Origin of the sequence: Caballeronia sp. LZ062, assembly GCF_031450785.1 — a bacterium.
In the GTDB taxonomy this organism is placed as follows: Bacteria; Pseudomonadota; Gammaproteobacteria; order Burkholderiales; family Burkholderiaceae; genus Caballeronia.
Window position 1 is genome coordinate 760,595 of the sequence record NZ_JARTWB010000002.1, and the last position, 15,823, is coordinate 776,417.

Annotated in this window: 15 protein-coding genes; 11 read left to right on the forward strand and 4 right to left on the reverse strand. The window is 65.1% G+C overall.

Annotated elements, in window-relative coordinates:
- Window positions 1-61 precede the first annotated feature (61 nt).
- From P9239_RS09595 to P9239_RS09640, 10 genes are all read left to right on the forward strand, one after another.
- Complete coding sequence (locus P9239_RS09595) at window positions 62-916, forward strand: ferritin-like domain-containing protein (RefSeq protein WP_309750226.1); 855 nt, start codon at window positions 62-64, stop codon at window positions 914-916.
- A 49-nt stretch (window positions 917-965) separates the two neighbouring features.
- Window positions 966-1,850 (forward strand): alpha/beta hydrolase, encoded by an 885-nt coding sequence (locus P9239_RS09600; RefSeq protein ID WP_309750227.1) that lies wholly within the window; start codon window positions 966-968, stop codon window positions 1,848-1,850.
- Between the two features lie 89 nt (window positions 1,851-1,939).
- Complete coding sequence (locus P9239_RS09605) at window positions 1,940-2,770, forward strand: 3',5'-nucleoside bisphosphate phosphatase (RefSeq protein WP_309753967.1); 831 nt, start codon at window positions 1,940-1,942, stop codon at window positions 2,768-2,770.
- Between the two features lie 146 nt (window positions 2,771-2,916).
- Window positions 2,917-3,546, forward strand: a complete 630-nt coding sequence (locus P9239_RS09610; protein WP_309750228.1) for an L-threonylcarbamoyladenylate synthase — start codon at window positions 2,917-2,919, stop codon at window positions 3,544-3,546.
- Between the two features lie 97 nt (window positions 3,547-3,643).
- Window positions 3,644-4,309 (forward strand): site-2 protease family protein, encoded by a 666-nt coding sequence (locus tag P9239_RS09615; protein WP_309750229.1) that lies wholly within the window; start codon window positions 3,644-3,646, stop codon window positions 4,307-4,309.
- Window positions 4,310-4,313: 4 nt separating this feature from the next.
- A complete protein-coding gene (locus tag P9239_RS09620) occupies window positions 4,314-5,516 on the forward strand; it encodes a tryptophan--tRNA ligase (protein ID WP_309750230.1) in 1,203 nt (400 codons plus the stop codon).
- Entirely contained in the window at window positions 5,516-6,124 is a 609-nt protein-coding gene (locus P9239_RS09625) for a class I SAM-dependent methyltransferase (protein WP_309750231.1), read from the forward strand. The genes P9239_RS09620 and P9239_RS09625 overlap by 1 nt, the downstream gene beginning before the upstream one ends.
- A gap of 87 nt (window positions 6,125-6,211) precedes the next feature.
- On the forward strand, window positions 6,212-7,126 hold the full coding sequence (gene dapA / locus P9239_RS09630) for a 4-hydroxy-tetrahydrodipicolinate synthase (protein WP_309750232.1): 915 nt from the start codon (window positions 6,212-6,214) through the stop codon (window positions 7,124-7,126).
- A gap of 186 nt (window positions 7,127-7,312) precedes the next feature.
- Window positions 7,313-8,455, forward strand: a complete 1,143-nt coding sequence (gene bamC / locus P9239_RS09635) for an outer membrane protein assembly factor BamC (RefSeq protein WP_309750233.1) — start codon at window positions 7,313-7,315, stop codon at window positions 8,453-8,455.
- Window positions 8,456-8,458: 3 nt separating this feature from the next.
- Window positions 8,459-9,232, forward strand: coding sequence for an MBL fold metallo-hydrolase (locus tag P9239_RS09640; RefSeq protein ID WP_309750235.1), 774 nt, complete (start codon window positions 8,459-8,461; stop codon window positions 9,230-9,232).
- 115 nt (window positions 9,233-9,347) lie between these two features.
- On the opposite strand, the gene P9239_RS09645 is transcribed toward P9239_RS09640, so the two are convergent.
- Both P9239_RS09645 and P9239_RS09650 read right to left on the reverse strand, forming a co-directional pair.
- Window positions 9,348-9,602 carry a hypothetical protein gene (locus P9239_RS09645; protein ID WP_236572749.1) on the reverse strand — a complete coding sequence of 85 codons (255 nt, stop codon included), beginning with the start codon at window positions 9,600-9,602 and terminating at the stop codon, window positions 9,348-9,350.
- 265 nt (window positions 9,603-9,867) lie between these two features.
- Entirely contained in the window at window positions 9,868-11,106 is a 1,239-nt protein-coding gene (locus P9239_RS09650) for a cupin domain-containing protein (RefSeq protein WP_309750236.1), read from the reverse strand.
- 33 nt (window positions 11,107-11,139) lie between these two features.
- Between P9239_RS09650 and P9239_RS09655 the strand changes: the two genes are divergently transcribed.
- Complete coding sequence (locus P9239_RS09655; RefSeq protein WP_309750237.1) at window positions 11,140-11,682, forward strand: peptidylprolyl isomerase; 543 nt, start codon at window positions 11,140-11,142, stop codon at window positions 11,680-11,682.
- A gap of 52 nt (window positions 11,683-11,734) precedes the next feature.
- Here P9239_RS09655 and P9239_RS09660 read toward each other — a convergent pair whose 3' ends face one another.
- Together P9239_RS09660 and mutS are read right to left on the reverse strand one after the other, a co-directional pair.
- Window positions 11,735-13,111 (reverse strand): hypothetical protein, encoded by a 1,377-nt coding sequence (locus tag P9239_RS09660; RefSeq protein WP_309750238.1) that lies wholly within the window; start codon window positions 13,109-13,111, stop codon window positions 11,735-11,737.
- Entirely contained in the window at window positions 13,074-15,698 is a 2,625-nt protein-coding gene (mutS, locus tag P9239_RS09665; RefSeq protein WP_309750239.1) for a DNA mismatch repair protein MutS, read from the reverse strand. The genes P9239_RS09660 and mutS overlap by 38 nt, the downstream gene beginning before the upstream one ends.
- Window positions 15,699-15,823: the final 125 nt, after the last annotated feature.

A 15,823-nucleotide genomic window follows, 5' to 3' on the forward strand; every position in this document is an offset into this window, starting at 1 on the left:
CATCATTTTAGCCGTTTGCGGCATTTCGCCTGTGCGCCGCCATCTTCGATCAGCCGCTGTCATGCCGAATCTCTCGCCGCCTACCGCCGTCCTCTCGGATGCCGACGCCTCCTGCGCCCGCCGCACCGCGCTCGCGATCCTGCGCGAGCGCGAGCCGGTCGGAAAGGCGGAACGGGCGCGTGCGCTCTTAGAAGACGTGCGCGCGGGCGCGCTATCGGTCGATCCGGCGCTCGTGCTGGCCGACCCCGGCGATCTTCCCGGGCGCCCGGCGCGCCCGGAACTCGTCGCGCCGTCGTCGCTGAAGCGCCGCAGCATGCAGTCCGACGCGGGACGCGCCGTGCTGCTGCATGCACTCGCGCATATCGAATTCAACGCGATCAACCTCGCGCTCGACGCCGTGTGGCGTTTTCCGTCGATGCCCGCCGATTTCTACGCCGACTGGCTGAAGGTCGCCGCAGAGGAAGCGCATCACTTCTCGCTGCTGCGCGCGCGTCTCGCCGAATTCGGGCACGCTTACGGCGACTTCCCCGCGCACGACGGTCTCTGGGAAATGGCCGAGCGCACGCGCGACGACGTGCTCGCGCGCATGGCGCTCGTGCCGCGCACGCTGGAGGCGCGCGGGCTCGACGCGTCGCCGCCCATCCGCAAGCGGCTCGCGCAGGCGGGCGATCACGCGTCGGCGGCCATCCTCGACGTGATCCTGCGCGATGAAATCGGCCACGTGCTGATCGGCAATCGCTGGTTCCGCTTTCTGTGCGACGACGCTGCGCTCGATCCGCACGCGACGTACGAACGCCTCGCCGAGCAGTATCACGCGCCGAAGCTGCGCGGCCCGTTCAATTTCGAAGCGCGCCGCGACGCCGGTTTCGACGAGGCCGAACTCCGCGCGCTGGCGGGACTCGACGCTTCCGTCTAGCCGCTATACTGAACGGTCATCCTTTTTCACGAATTGCCCGAGGCGGACCATGAAAGAATCGCGCTCCGAGTACGTCGATGCGCGCGGCGTGCGCCTGCGCGTGCGCCGCTGGGGCTCGCCCGACGCGCCCATGCTCTTCATGCTGCATGGCTGGATGGACGTGGCCGCGTCCTTTCAGTTCGTGGTCGATGCGCTCGCGGGTGACTGGCAGGTGCTCGCGCCGGATGCGCGCGGTTTCGGCCTTTCGGACTGGCCGGTCGCGCAAAAGGGCGGCGGGCACTACTACTTTCCCGACTATCTCGCGGACCTCGACGCGCTCCTCGACTATTACGCGCCCGCGGCACAGGTCGATCTGATCGGGCACAGCATGGGCGCGAACGTCGCGCTGCTCTATGCGGGCGTGCGGCTGGCGCGTGTGCGGCGCGTGGTCGATCTCGAAGGCTTCGGACTGACGGCGACGCGTCCGTCGCAGGCGCCGGGAGCACTTGCGAGATGGCTCGACGATTTGCGCGCGCCGCCGCCGCTGCGCAGCTACGCCACGCTCGACGAAGTCGCCGACCGGCTGATCCGCACGAATCCGCGTCTTGCGCGGTCGCGGGCGCGCTTTCTGGCGCAGCACTGGTCGCGGCAGGAGGCCGACGGCGCGTTCCACCTGCTCGCGGACCCGGCACACAAGCTGCGTAGCCCTACGCTGTATCGCCTCGATGAAGTGATGGCCGTCTGGTCGCGCGTGCAGGCGAAGGTGCTGCACGTGGAGGCGGAAGGGTCCGAGACGCTCGCGCGGTTCGCGGGCGCGATGCCCGTCGCGGAGTTCAAGACGCGCTTCGCCGCTTTCCCGGACTGGCGCGAAGAAATCATCGGCGATGCGGGGCACATGATCCATCACGACCAGCCCGAGCGCATCGCCGCACTGATCGAGTCTTTTTGCGCGTGACGGCGGGGCCTTCGCGGACCGCAGCGCGGTCATCGCGATAAGCGTTGTTCCATGCCGTTCAAGTAAAATGACAATCCATGAAGCCCACCATCAACGCCGATCTGCACTGCCATTCCACCGTTTCCGACGGTCAGCTAGCGCCGTCCGACGTCGCGGCGCGTGCGCACGCGGGCGGCGTGCAATTGTGGTCGCTGACCGACCACGATCAGCTGGGCGGACAGCGTGAGGCGCGCGAGGCGGCAGAGGCGCTCGGCATGCGCTATCTGCCGGGCGTCGAGATTTCGGTGACGTGGGCGTCGCGAACGCTGCATCTGGTCGGCATGAACGTCGATCCGGAGAATCAGGCGCTGCTGCAGGGCCTGGCCTCGACGCGCAACGGGCGCGCCGCGCGGGGCGTCGCCATCGGCGAGGCGCTCGCGGCGGTCGGCATCCCGAATGCCTACGAAGGCGCGCTGCGCTATACCGACGACCCGGACATGATCTCGCGCACGCACTTCGCGCGTTTTCTCGTGGACCAAGGCTACGCCGAGACGACCTCGGACGTGTTTGCGCGCTATCTCGGCGACGGCAAGCCGGGCTTTGTCGGGCACCGCTGGGCCAGGCTCGCGGATGCGATGCGGTGGATCCGCGACGCGGGCGGTGAGCCGATCATCGCGCATCCGGGCCGCTATAACTACACGCCGGTCGAGTTCGCCGCGCTCTTCGACGAGTTCATCCAGCTGGGCGGCAAGGCCATCGAAGTCGTGACCGGCAGTCATACGCCCGACCAGTACCGCGAGTACGCTGACGTGGCGCGCCGTTACGGCTTCGAGGCGTCGCGTGGTTCGGACTTTCACGGGCCGGGAGAAGGGCGTGTCGATCTCGGCCGGCTTCCGCCGCTGCCCGAAGACCTCACGCCCGTCTGGGCACGCTGGCTGTAGCGCGCCAGCGCGTCCGTTGCGCGCACGCGCACGGTCCTTGCCTCATTGCATCTATCGCACGCACGATTCGGCCGTATCGTCGCGCTCGCGACTCTCGCGCGAGGCGAACGCGTCCGCCGGCACGAACGGAACAACAAGGCGTCCCCATGTCTCAATTTTTTCGTATTCATCCGGATAATCCGCAGCCGCGGCTCATCAATCAGGCGGTGCAGATCATCAAAGACGGCGGCATCGTCGCGCTGCCGACTGATTCCAGCTACGCGCTCGCCTGCCATCTCGACGACAAGACGGCCGTCGAGCGGCTGCGGCGCATTCGCGGCATCGACGACAAGCAGCTGCTGTCGCTGCTCGTGCGCGATCTGTCCGAGCTCGCCAACTTCGCGATGGTCGACAATCGGCAGTACCGGCTCATCAAATCCGTGACGCCGGGGCCGTATGTGTTCGTGCTGCAGGCGACAAAGGAAGTGCCGCGCCGGCTGTCGCATCCGTCGCGCAAGACCATCGGGCTGCGCGTGCCGGACCACGAGATCACGCTCGCGCTGCTCGGCGCGCTCGGCGAGCCGCTGCTCGCATCGACGTTGATCCTGCCGGGCGAGAGCGAGCCGCTCAACGACGCCGAGGAAATCCGCGACCGGCTGGAAAAGCAGATCGAACTCGTGATCGATGCCGGGGCGTGCCCCGCCGAGCCTTCCACGGTGATCGACCTGACGGGCGGCGAGCCGGTGCTGGTCCGCCCGGGCCGGGGCAGTCTGGAGCCGTTCGGCCTGACGGCGTGAGCGCGGCTTTTCGCCTGCGCCTTCGCTAGCCAAGAACCGCCGCGCGCACGCCGCGCCGCGCCTGCCGACGCCTGCCCGCTTGATACAATAGCGCCCTATGGATCCTTCCCTGATACAAACCATCGCGGTCTACGCGCTCCCGGTGATCTTCGCGATCACGCTGCACGAGGCCGCGCATGGCTATGCCGCGCGTCTGCTCGGCGACAACACGGCTTATGTGCTCGGCCGCGTTTCCATGAATCCCATGCGCCACATCGACCCGATCGGGACGATTGTGATTCCCATCGTGCTGTATTTCGTGACGAGCGGCGCGTTCATGTTCGGCTACGCGAAGCCGGTTCCCGTCGCGTTCGGCAATCTGCGCAATCCGCGCTGGGGCGGCCTGTGGGTCGCAGCGGCCGGTCCGGGCAGCAACTTCGTGCAGGCGCTTCTTTGGGGCGTGCTCGCGGTGCTGCTCGCCGCGTTTCATGTCGATGAAGCGTTCTTCACGCGCATGGCTGCTGCGGGCGTCGGCGTGAATCTGGTGTTCGGCGTGCTCAATCTTTTTCCGCTGCTGCCGCTCGACGGCGGGCGCATTCTGTCGGCGCTCCTGCCGGTGCGCGCGTCGCTTGCTTTCCAGAAAATAGAGCCTTACGGTTTCTGGATCGTGATGGCGCTCATCATGACCAACGCGCTGACGCGCTTCTGGCTCGGCCCGCTCGTGAACGTGGGCTACGCGGCGGTGTCGGCCATCCTGAATCCCTTCGCTTCACTCTTTCCCTAAGATCATGTTCCCTGACCGTATCTTCTCCGGCATGCGGCCCACCGGGTCGCTGCACCTCGGCCACTATCACGGCGTGCTGAAAAACTGGGTGCGGCTGCAGTCCGAATATCCGTGCTTCTTCGCGGTGGTGGACTGGCACGCGCTCACCACGCATTACGAGACGCCCGAGGTCATCGAGAAAAACGTCTGGGAAGTGCTGATCGACTGGCTCGCTTCCGGCATCGATCCGGCGCAAGCCACGCTGTTCATCCAGAGCCGCGTGCCGGAGCATGCGGAATTGTCGCTGCTGCTCGGCATGGGCACGCCGCTCGGCTGGCTCGAACGCGTGCCGACCTACAAGGAGCAGATCGAGAAGCTGAAGGAAAAGGACCTGTCCACATACGGATTCCTGGGCTATCCGGTGCTGATGGCGGCGGACATTCTGCTCTATCGCGCGTCGCTCGTGCCGGTGGGCGAGGATCAGGTCCCGCACGTCGAAATGACGCGCGAGATCGCGCGCCGCTTTAACTATCTCTATGGCAAGGAGCCGGATTTCGAGGAGAAGGCGCTGGAAGCCGCGAAGAAGCTCGGCGGCAAGCGCGCGAAGCTGTATCACGAACTGCGCGTCGCGTATCAGCAGGAAGGCGACGACGAGGCGCTCGAACAAGCCCGCGCGATGCTGCAGGAATCGCAGAGCCTGTCGATGAGCGACCGCGAACGCCTGTTCGGCTATCTCGAAGGCGCGCGCAAGCTGATTCTCGTCGAACCGCAAGTGCTGTTGACGGAAGCGTCGCGTATGCCGGGTCTCGACGGCCAGAAGATGTCGAAGTCGTACGGCAACACCATCGGCCTGCGCGAAGACGCCGAGACCATCACGAAGAAGGTGCGCACGATGCCGACCGATCCGGCCCGCGTGCGCCGCACCGATCCGGGCGATCCGGACAAGTGCCCGGTGTGGCAACTGCATCAGGTCTACACCGACGAAGACACCCACAAGTGGGTGCAGCAGGGCTGCCGCAGCGCGGGAATCGGTTGTCTCGACTGCAAGCAGCCTGTGATCGAAGGCATCTTGCGCGAGCAGCAGCCGATGCTCGAACGCGCGCAAAAGTACATGGACGATCCGTCGCTGTTGCGCGCGATCGTCGCCGATGGCTGCGACAAGGCGCGCAAGTTCGCGACCGAAACCATGCGCGACGTGCGCGAAGCCATGGGCCTGTCGTACAACTGATGGATGCCGGTACGCCGAGCGGCTGGGTCACGCGCTGGGCGCATCTCGTTGCGCCCGGCGCGGATGTGCTCGATGTCGCGTCGGGCAGCGGGCGCCACGCGCGCTGGCTTGCGAAGCGCGGCCACGCGGTGCTCGCCGTCGATCGCGATGCTGAGGCGCTTGCGTCGCTGTCCGCGTGCGCCGGCATCACGACGCTCGTCGCCGATCTCGAAGGCGCGCCGTGGCCGCTTTCAGGCGACCGCCGATTCGGTGCGGTCGTCGTGACGAACTATCTGCATCGGCCGCTCTTCGGGCATCTCATCGATTCGCTCGCGCCCGGCGGCGTGCTGATCTACGAGACGTTCGCTGCGGGCAACGAGCGCATCGGCAAGCCGTCGAATCCCGCGTTTCTGCTGACGCCCGGCGAGTTGCTGGAGGCGGTGCGCGGCCGGCTTCGCGTGATCGCTTACGAAGACGGTTCTGTCGAGCATCCGCGTGCTGCGTATGTGCAGCGAATCTGCGCGGTGCTTGAAGCGCAGGCAACGAATGTGGCGCAGTCGAGCGCGGCAGAACCGCTCACGGTTGGTAACACGGCTCCGGGTTCGCCTCGTTACGATTTGGCGGGCTAATCCGCTACAATCGCGTAATATCGCTTTTTGCGACTAAATTCACGATTAAATTCATAGAGTTTCATGACTAACGGAATGAACGGCGGAATGAACGGCGGAATGAACGGCGGGAGCGGCGGCCTCCGGATCCGCGGCAGCATCCCTGCCATCGTCACACCGATGCACGAAGACGGTAGTCTCGATCTGCCGGCGTTTCGTAAGCTGATCGACTGGCACGTCGAACAGGGCTCGAACGGACTCGTGGTCGTGGGAACGAGCGGCGAGTCGGCCACGTTGTCGGTCGAAGAGCACGTTTTGATGGTGCAAACGGCGGTCGAGCACACGGCCAAGCGGTTCCCGATCATCGCGGGCGCTGGCGGCAATTCGACGGCAGAGGCCATCGAGCTCTCCAAGCAGGCGAAGAAGGTGGGCGCGGACGCCACGCTGCAAGTCGTGCCGTACTACAACAAGCCGACGCAAGAGGGCATGTTCCGGCACTTTAGCGCCATTGCGCAAGCCGTCGATCTTCCCGTGATTCTCTACAACGTGCCGGGCCGCACCGTTGCCGACATGAGCAACGAGACCATCCTGCGTCTGGCCGAGGTGCCCGGCATCATCGGCGTGAAGGAAGCGACCGGCAACATCGATCGCGCGGCGCATCTCATCAAGCACGCGCCGGCCGATTTCGCCATTTTCAGCGGCGACGATCCCACGGCTATCGCGCTGATGCTGCTGGGCGGCCACGGCAACATTTCGGTGACGGCCAACGTCGCGCCGAAGCAGATGAGCGAGCTCTGCCGTGCCGCGCTCGAAGGCGACGCGATCACCGCGCGCCGCATCCATTTGAGCCTTCTGGAACTGCACAAGCAACTGTTCTGCGAGTCCAACCCGATTCCGGCCAAATGGGCGCTGCAGGCGCTCGGCCGCATGGAAGGCGGCATCCGCCTGCCGCTCACGCCGCTCGACGCGCGCTTTCACGACATCGTGCGTGGCGCGCTGCAAAGCGCCGGGCTTCTGTCTTGACCGCAGCGCGGCGGCGCACTCGCGATATCGACGACACATCGAACCCGACGGCGCCGCTGCACGTGATCGAAGCGATCGCGTCCCGTCATCAACCGCCGCTCATCGGCCTCACTTGCCCGCGTTCGCACGCGCGACGCACGCGAGGCCATGCGTAACAGCACGTCATCTGCAGCAAAGAAGGACCTCATGAAACATTCCACTCTTCTTACCCGAGCCAAACGCCTGAGCGTGCTGTCGCTCGGCGCCGGCGTCGTCTTCGCGCTTGCGGGTTGCGACACGCTGAACGACTGGCTCGCACCCGATCGCGTGAACTACAAGGCCGCGGAAACCGCGCCGGCGCTGAACGTTCCGTCCGATCTCAGCACGGCCGACATCAGCCAGCGTTATGCAGCGCCGCCGCCGATCAACACGCTCGGCGGCACCGCGCAACGCAATGCCACGCCCGCTGGCAACCTGACGCTCGGCGTGCCGAACGCGCAGGATCCGTACGGCATGCACGTCGAGAGCGACGGCGACCGCCGCTGGCTCGTCGTCGATGGCCGCTCGCCGGATCAGGTCTGGCCGCAGTTGCGGGAGTTTTGGACCGAGAACGGGTTCACGCTGAAGACGGACTCGGCGCAGACCGGCATCATGGCGACCGACTGGGCCGAGAACCGCGCGAACATTCCGAGCGACTGGTTCCGCAACAGCGTCGGCAAGCTGCTCGATTTCGCGTATTCGTCGGGCACGCGCGACATGTTCCGCACGCAGGTGGATCGCGCGTCGGACGGCTCGACGGACATTTCCGTGACGCATAGCGCGATGGAAGAGGTGCTGACCGGCCAGGACAAGACGTCGTCGCGCTGGGAGACGCGTCCGCGCAATCCGGCGCTCGAAGCCGCGTTCCTCGCGAAGATGATGCAGAAGTTCGGCTTGACCGAGGACCAATCGAAGCAGCTGATCGCGCAGGCGCGTCCCGCCGGCGCAAAGGTCGCCGTCGAGCAGACTGCGGGCACGTCGACGCTCGATCTCGCGGAGCCGTTCGATCGTGCGTGGCTGCGCGTGGGGCTCGCGCTGGATCGCACCAACTTCACGGTTGACAATCGCGACCGTGAGAAGGGCATCTACTACGTGCACTTTTCGGATTCGATGGCTGAACTGAAGAAGGAAGGTCTCTTCGGCAAGCTCTTTTCGAGCAATTCGCCGAAGCCGACGCGTCAGTTCCTCGTGAACGTCCGTCCGAAGGCGGATGCGCTCACGCAAGTTGCCGTCGTGGACGCGAACGGCCAGCCGGACAATTCGTCCGATGCGCAGCGCATCGTGTCGTTGCTGCACGCGCAACTGAACTAGGCTGTGAGATTCGCCAGTCTGGGCAGCGGCAGTGAAGGCAACGCATTGCTCGTCGAGTCGACGAGCGGCACGACCACCACGCGCGTGCTGCTCGATTGCGGTTTTTCCGCGAAGGAAGTGGAGCGCCGGCTCGCGCGGCTCGGGTGCACTGCAGCGCAACTCGACGCCATCGTCATCACGCACGAGCACACGGACCATATCGGCAGCGCGCTGACACTGGCGCGCAAGTGGTCCATTCCGCTCTACATGAGCTGGGGCACGGCACGGGCGGTCGGCGCGGACGAAGCGAAGGTCGATCTTCGCGTGTTGTGGGGCGATGAAAGCGTCGCTATCGGCGATGTCAGCCTGCTGCCGTACACCGTGCCTCACGACGCCCGCGAGCCGCTGCAATACGTCTTTTCGGATGGCGCGAGCCGTCTCGGTGTCCTGACGGATGTGGGCGTCGCCACGCCGCATATCACGAGCGTGCTGAGCGGCTGCGACGCGCTCGTGCTCGAATCCAATCATGATCTCGCGATGCTTGCTGCAAGCCGTTATCCGGCGTCGCTTAAGGCGCGCATCGGCGGGACTCACGGACACCTGAATAACGATGCTGCGGCGGCAATTCTGGCGTCGCTCGATCGGTCGAAGCTGCGGCATTTGGTGGCGGCGCATCTGAGTCAGCAAAACAATTTGCCGCATCTCGCGCAGGCCGCGCTGTCTGCCGTGCTGGGCGCCTCGGCGGGCGATGTCGTGGTCGCGTCGCAGACGGATGGATTCGACTGGCTGACGTTATAAGAAGCAGATAGACCCGCGAGCACCAACAAAAAAACCGGCGAAAGCCGGTTTTTTTGTATGGGCCGCGTCGAGCGGCCCTGCCAGGCGTGAAGCGCTGGCGTAAAGCCTGTTGGCCTTACTGGCTTGCGCCCGAAGCCGGAGCAGCCGACGAAGCAGCAGCGTCCGAAGCAGCGCCAGCTGCCGAAGCTGCGTCGCTTGCAGCGGCCGATGCGCTCGATGCAGCAGCGTTTGCGTCCGAAGCGGCAGCAGCCGGAGCCGAAGCAGCCGACGAATCGCTTGCAGCGCTCGGAGCAGCCGTATCGCTAGACTTGTTGCATGCAGCCAGGGCAACAGCAGCCAACAGGGATGCTACGAGGAGGGATTTCTTCATGATCACGTCCTTTTATGGTTAAAGGTAAGCAACAGCGCAAAGTACCGGTAATGTGTGCTCCAACACCGACCTGGGCCGCTGTGGAGCCTCACAATTGTTTTTGTGTGAGACCTACACGGCTTGGCCGGAAATTATAGGCACTTTCGTCACGACCGTCGATAAATGCGGGGACGGTACGTTGTCTTTCTCATACAAACTTTCGTATTGCGGAACAGCAAAACCAGGGCCTTCCGTGAATATGCCTGACGCTTTCACGTCAAGCGTTTCAGGCTGGCGGGTCCGTCTGAATCCAGCCCGCACGATACCACTCGTGCAGCAGGGATGTCATTGCCGAATCGTCTGTAAGTGTTACAAAGCGTTTCGCTTCCAGACGCCTTGTGTCGGCCAACTCCGGCAGCCACTTTTTAGCCTTTGCGGTTAACGCGGCAGCTTCGCCATTAACGAAATACGAGTGCGTGTTGTAGAGCAAATTCGTCTTTCTATCTAGTGTGATCCCGGTCTTTTTCGCGCGCTCAACAAATTTTTGCTGATTAAGCGCGCGCGCCGGCGAATCGAATACGACATTGGCTTTCGGCTCGCTCAGATAACTTCCGAGAAACTCCGCGACATCCTTTTCATTCCAAGTGATCTTCGCAAGGATCGCGCCAACGCGCTCGACGAGCAGCGCGGGCAACTCGCCCGGCGTCGCGACCGGCGGTTGCGCCGGATCGCGGTAGCGGATATCGCGCTTGCCGTCCGCGGGCTCGTCGCCTGCGCGCTCGGCCAGGTGATAAAGAAACTGCGCGGTAAGCTCGCGAGCCGATGGCGCCCGGAAGCCGATGGAGCACGTCATGCATTCGCCCTCGGCGATGCCGTCGTGCGCAATGTGCGGCGGCAGGTAGAGCATATCGCCCGGCTCGAGCACCCATTCTTCCTGCGGCTCGAAGTGCTGTAAAACTTTCAACGGCAGGCCGGGTTTTAGCGAGAGATCGCGCTGCGCGCCGATGCGCCAGCGCCGCTTGCCATGCACTTGCAGCAGGAACACATCGTAAGAGTCGAAGTGCGGACCGACGCCGCCGCCGTCCGTCGCATAGGAGATCATGAGATCGTCGAGGCGCGCGTCCGGGATGAAGCGAAAGCGGTTCATCAACGCGTGCGCGCGCTCGTCATGCAGGTTCAAGCCTTGCACGAGCAGTGTCCATTCGCGCTTCCTGACAGACGGCAGTTCGTCCGGCGCGAACGGGCCGTGCTCCAGATTCCAGGCGTTGCGGAAATGGGTAATCAGGCGCGCTTCGACATCGTCGAGGTCGGCGAGTTCGAACAGTTCGTCGCGAGGAACGGGTGCGGCAATGCCGGGTATCGCTTGACGAATCAGAAGCGGCTTTTTCTGCCAGTAACGGCGCATGAACTGTCGCGGCGTGCGGTTGCCCAACAAGGGCGTGACTTCGTCGGGAAGCGGCGCGCCGGATGGCTCGGAAAGGCTGTGAAGGGGCGAAGCTGGAACGTCTGAGGGCCGCTGGCGCATCGTATAATCGAGGCTTGTATCTTGGAGGATTCAATGAAAATTGCGAAAGACACTGTCGTTTCGGTCGCCTACAAGCTATCGGATGCGCAAGGCAATCTGATCGAGGAGAGCGACGAGCCGATGGTCTATCTGCACGGCGGCTATGATGGCACGTTCCCCAAGATCGAGGAAGCGCTCGACGGTCGCGAGCCCGGTTACGAAACGCAGATCCAGCTCGAACCGGAAGATGCGTTCGGCGAATACGATCCGGAGCTCGTGAAAATCGAAGAGCGAAGCCGGTTTCCGGAGCCGCTCGAAGTGGGCATGCAGTTCGAGGGCACGCCCGAAGACAGCGACGACGAACTCGACGCGCTCATCTACACGGTGACGGACGTCGCAGAAGACAAGGTGGTGCTCGACGGCAACCACCCGCTCGCCGGCATGGCGTTGCGCTTCGCGCTGTCGGTGCAGGAAGTGCGCACCGCGACCGAAGACGAGGTCAAGCATCAGCACGCGCATGGCGTAGACGGCCTGGAAGTGCTCGATGAAGACGAAGACGACGAACCGCGCGCGGATTCCGGCCCGACGCTGCACTGAGCGCCTCCGCGTTTCAGAGAGTCTTCGCAAGCGCAGCTTCGGCTGCGCTTTTTTATTGCGCGCTGCCGTTGCCGGACACGCCCGGCGGCGGCACCGGAAGAATAGGCGGTAACGCCTGCGGCGGGCTAAGGATGGGCGGCAAGCCAGAGGCAGGTTGCATCAGCGAGGGCGGTGCGGGCAGCGACTCAGGCAGATCGTTGCGCGGCATCGTGGGAGGCGTGGATGCCGGCGCGCCGGCAGACGGAGCCGAATAGTTGGGATAGGAGCCATAAGGCGCGCTCGACGGGCCGGCCTGCGCGGGCGCCTCCGTCTGCGGCTCACTCGGGCCGCGCCTGCCCGAGTCCCGGAAGTCGCGCACGTCCCGCACGCGCAAGCGAAACGGCGGGTGCCACCGCGGGTCGCTCGTCACTTCCAGCCATTGCGACTGCGGCCGCTTGAGCGAAAGCGCGACGCGCGTGAGATTCGTCACCGTAAGCCCTTTGTCGTTGCGCAGCGGCTGGTCGATATGAAAGCCGTTCGGCTCCGGCGCCTCGATTCGGTGAATGACGATCATCGGTCCGCGAAACGTCTCGGCTGCTTTCACCAGCGCGCGCTTCAACTCCAGAAACCCATCGCGCGGTTCGTTCGAGCGTGAAAAGCGAAGCCACGCGAAACGATCGCGCCGCTCGTAACGCGCGAAGTCGGGATCGCCCTGAAGAACGACGACGAGCGCCCGCATGCCCGCGCGCCGCGCCGACTCCGCCGCGTGATCGAGCCAGAACGTCGTCGCGACCGTGCGGTCCTCGAACTCGCCGTTGCGCCCGCCCGCCGTCAGATAGTGATTGTTGGGGCTCGGCGCATTGAGTCCAATGAACGCGATGCCGCTCGCCTGCCAGCGCACGTTTTCACGAAACGGCCTGAACCGTGCGACTTCGCTTTCACGCGTGAGCGCAAGCGGCTCCTGGCCGAGCGAATTGGCATCCGCGAAGAAAAGCTGCCGAACGAAGTCGAGGCGCTCGACCGGATCGTACGCGCCGCCATGCGTCAGGCCGCAATCGGCCCAGTCGTGCTGGCCGAGCAGCAGCACCACTGGCGTTCGCGATGCATCGAGCACATCGCGCCGCGACTGGTAGATGCTGTCGCGGCACGGCTCGTTCGCGCCCTTCACGTTGCCGTCGTAGACGATGAAGCCGATGTTGCGATCACGCGCGATCGCATCGAGCATCTGACGCACGGGCGCTTCGTCGGCGGGGCGGGCGAGCGCGTCCGCGATCACCGCGAACGACACCGGATCGCCGCCTTGCGCGTGACCATTGACGGCCGCGCTCGTGAGCAACGTCAAGAGGAGCACATGGCGCAGAGCCCGCGCTGCCGCGCCCAAAAGGCGCGGCGCGCACTTGCCGTCGATGCGTTCAGTGCGACGCATCCGGCGCGCGATTCGCCAGTTCATGCAGTTCGTAGAGCAGATCGAGCGCATCACGCGGACGCAAGTCGTTTGGATCTACTGCGCGCAGTTTGTCGAGCACCGGGTGATCGGGCGCGGGTTGCGCCGCCGGTTCCTTATCGGCGTCGTCGTCGAACGCGTAGGGCGGGCTCGCGAAGAGGTCGAACTGCGCAGTCGGCTGACCGATGGACTGCTGCTCCAGATGCACCAGATGCTTGCGCGCGGCGCGGATCACCGCAGCCGGGACGCCCGCGAGCTGCGCGACCTGAAGGCCGTAGCTCTGATTCGCCGGGCCTTCGTCGACCGAATGCAGGAACACGATGCCGTGATCGTGCTCGACCGCGGACAAGTGCACGTTCGCCGCCTGCGCAAACTCCGTAGGCAACTGCGTCAGCTCGAAGTAATGCGTCGCGAAGAGCGTGTAACAGTGATTGTGCGAGAGCAAATGCCGCGCGATGGCCCACGCGAGCGCGAGGCCGTCGAATGTGGATGTGCCGCGGCCGATCTCGTCCATGAGCACGAGGCTGGACGACGTCGCGTCGTTGAGAATGGCGGCGGCTTCCGTCATCTCGACCATGAACGTGGAGCGTCCGCCCGCGAGATCGTCCGCCGCGCCGATGCGCGTGAAGATGCGGTCCAGTGCGCCGAAGCGCGCGCGTTTGGCGGGCACATAGCTGCCGACGTACGCCATCAGCGCAATAAGAGCCGTCTGCCGCATGAACGTCGACTTGCCGCCCATGTTGGGGCCGGTGATGAGCAACAACTTGCGGTCTACGCCCAGGCAGCAATCGTTCGCGATGAACTGTTCCACCTGCGCTTCGACGACCGGGTGCCGTCCCTGTTCGATATCGATGCCGGCATTCGCCGAAAACTCCGGCGCGACCCAATCGAGCGCGCGCGCCCGCTCCGCGAACGCGCCGAGCAAGTCCAGTTCGGCGAGCGCGCTTGCGACGCGTTGGCAATCTTCGAGGAAGGGCAGCAGGTTCTGCAGAAGCGCTTCATAGAGCGCGCGTTCGCGGGCCAGCGCCCGCTCCTGCGCGGACAGCGCCTTGTCCTCGAACGCCTTCAACTCCGGCGTGATGTACCGCTCGGCGTTCTTCAGCGTCTGACGACGGCGGTAATCGTCCGGCACTTTGTCGGTCTGACCGCGCGTCACTTCGATATAGAAGCCGTGCACCCGGTTGTACTCGACACGCAGATTGCCGATGCCCGTGCGTGTCCGCTCGCGCGCTTCCAGGCCGATCAGGAATTGATCGCAGTTCTCCGAAATATCGCGCAGTTCATCGAGATCGGCGTCGTAGCCGCGTGCGATCACGCCACCGTCGCGAACCAGCGCAGCAGGCTCGGGCGCGACGGCGCTCGTGAGCAGATCCAGGCATTCGCGCGGCGGCTCGAGCGCCGCGCCGATGCGCGCGAGTGCCGGCGATTGCGCGGGCAACGCGGCGACGAGCATCTGAAGGTCGGGCAGCGCTGCGAACGTGTCGCGCAGGCTCGACAGATCGCGCGGGCGTGCCGAGAGCAGCGCGAGCCGCCCAGTGATGCGTTCGATGTCCGAGATCCTGGAGAGCGCGGTGCGAAGCGCATCGAGCCCGCTCCCCGCCGGGGCGTCCAGCAGCGCGCCGATCGCATGTTGACGGGCTTGCGCGATGGACGCATCGCGCGGCGGATGATGCAGCCAGTGACGCAAGAGGCGGCTGCCCATGCTCGTGCAGCAGGTATCGAGCAGCGAGCAGAGCGTCGGCGATTCGGTGCCGCGCAGGGTTTCGGTCAGTTCGAGATTGCGGCGCGTCGCCGGATCGAGCCCGATGTATTCCGATTCATGTTCAACCTTCAGGCTGCGCACGTGGCGCAACTGCTGGCCTTGCGTGGCCGCGGCGTACAACAGGAGCGCGCCCGCCGCGCCGCACGCGCAGGTGAGCGTTTCGCCGCCGAAGCCGTCGAGGCTCGCTACGTTGAGTTGCTCGCGAAGGCGCTGCGTGCCGGAGCCGACATCGAAGTGCCAGGCCGGCACGCGCGTCGGCGCGGCGAGGTTCGTCACGCCGAAGGTCGCCTGCATGTCGCTGACGGTATCGGCGATGAGCGTCTCTGACGGACGGATGCGTTCCAGCGCAGTTGCCACTTGCTCCGGCGCGACTTCCGCGAGCCGCAGCGCGCCGCTCGCGAGATTGAGCCACGCGAGACCGACGCTCGTGACCACGCCGCGCCGGTTGTGCGCGGGGCAGAGCGCAAGCAGATAGACATCGCTCTTGTCGGAGAGCAGCGCCGCGTCGGTGAGTGTGCCGGGCGTGACCACGCGCACGACCTTGCGCTCGACCGGTCCCTTGGATGTGGCCGGGTCGCCGATCTGTTCGCAGATGGCGACCGACTCACCTAACTTCACGAGCTTGGCGAGATATTGCTCGCACGCGTGATGCGGCACGCCCGCCATGCGGATCGGATTGCCACCGGAAGCGCCGCGCTGCGTGAGCGTGAGATCGAGCAGGCGCGCGGCTTTCTCGGCATCGTCGAAGAAGAGCTCGTAGAAATCGCCCATGCGATAGAACACGAGCGTGCCGGGATGCTCCGCCTTGATGCGCAGGTACTGCTGCATCATGGGCGTGTGCTGCGCGAAATCGGCCGGAAGCGCGGCCGAAAGCGCGGCCGGAAGCGCGGCCGGAACCGCCGCCGGAAGCGCGGCTGCGGCCGGGGCGGTAGGAGAGTCGGGAGTTGCCGTGTGAT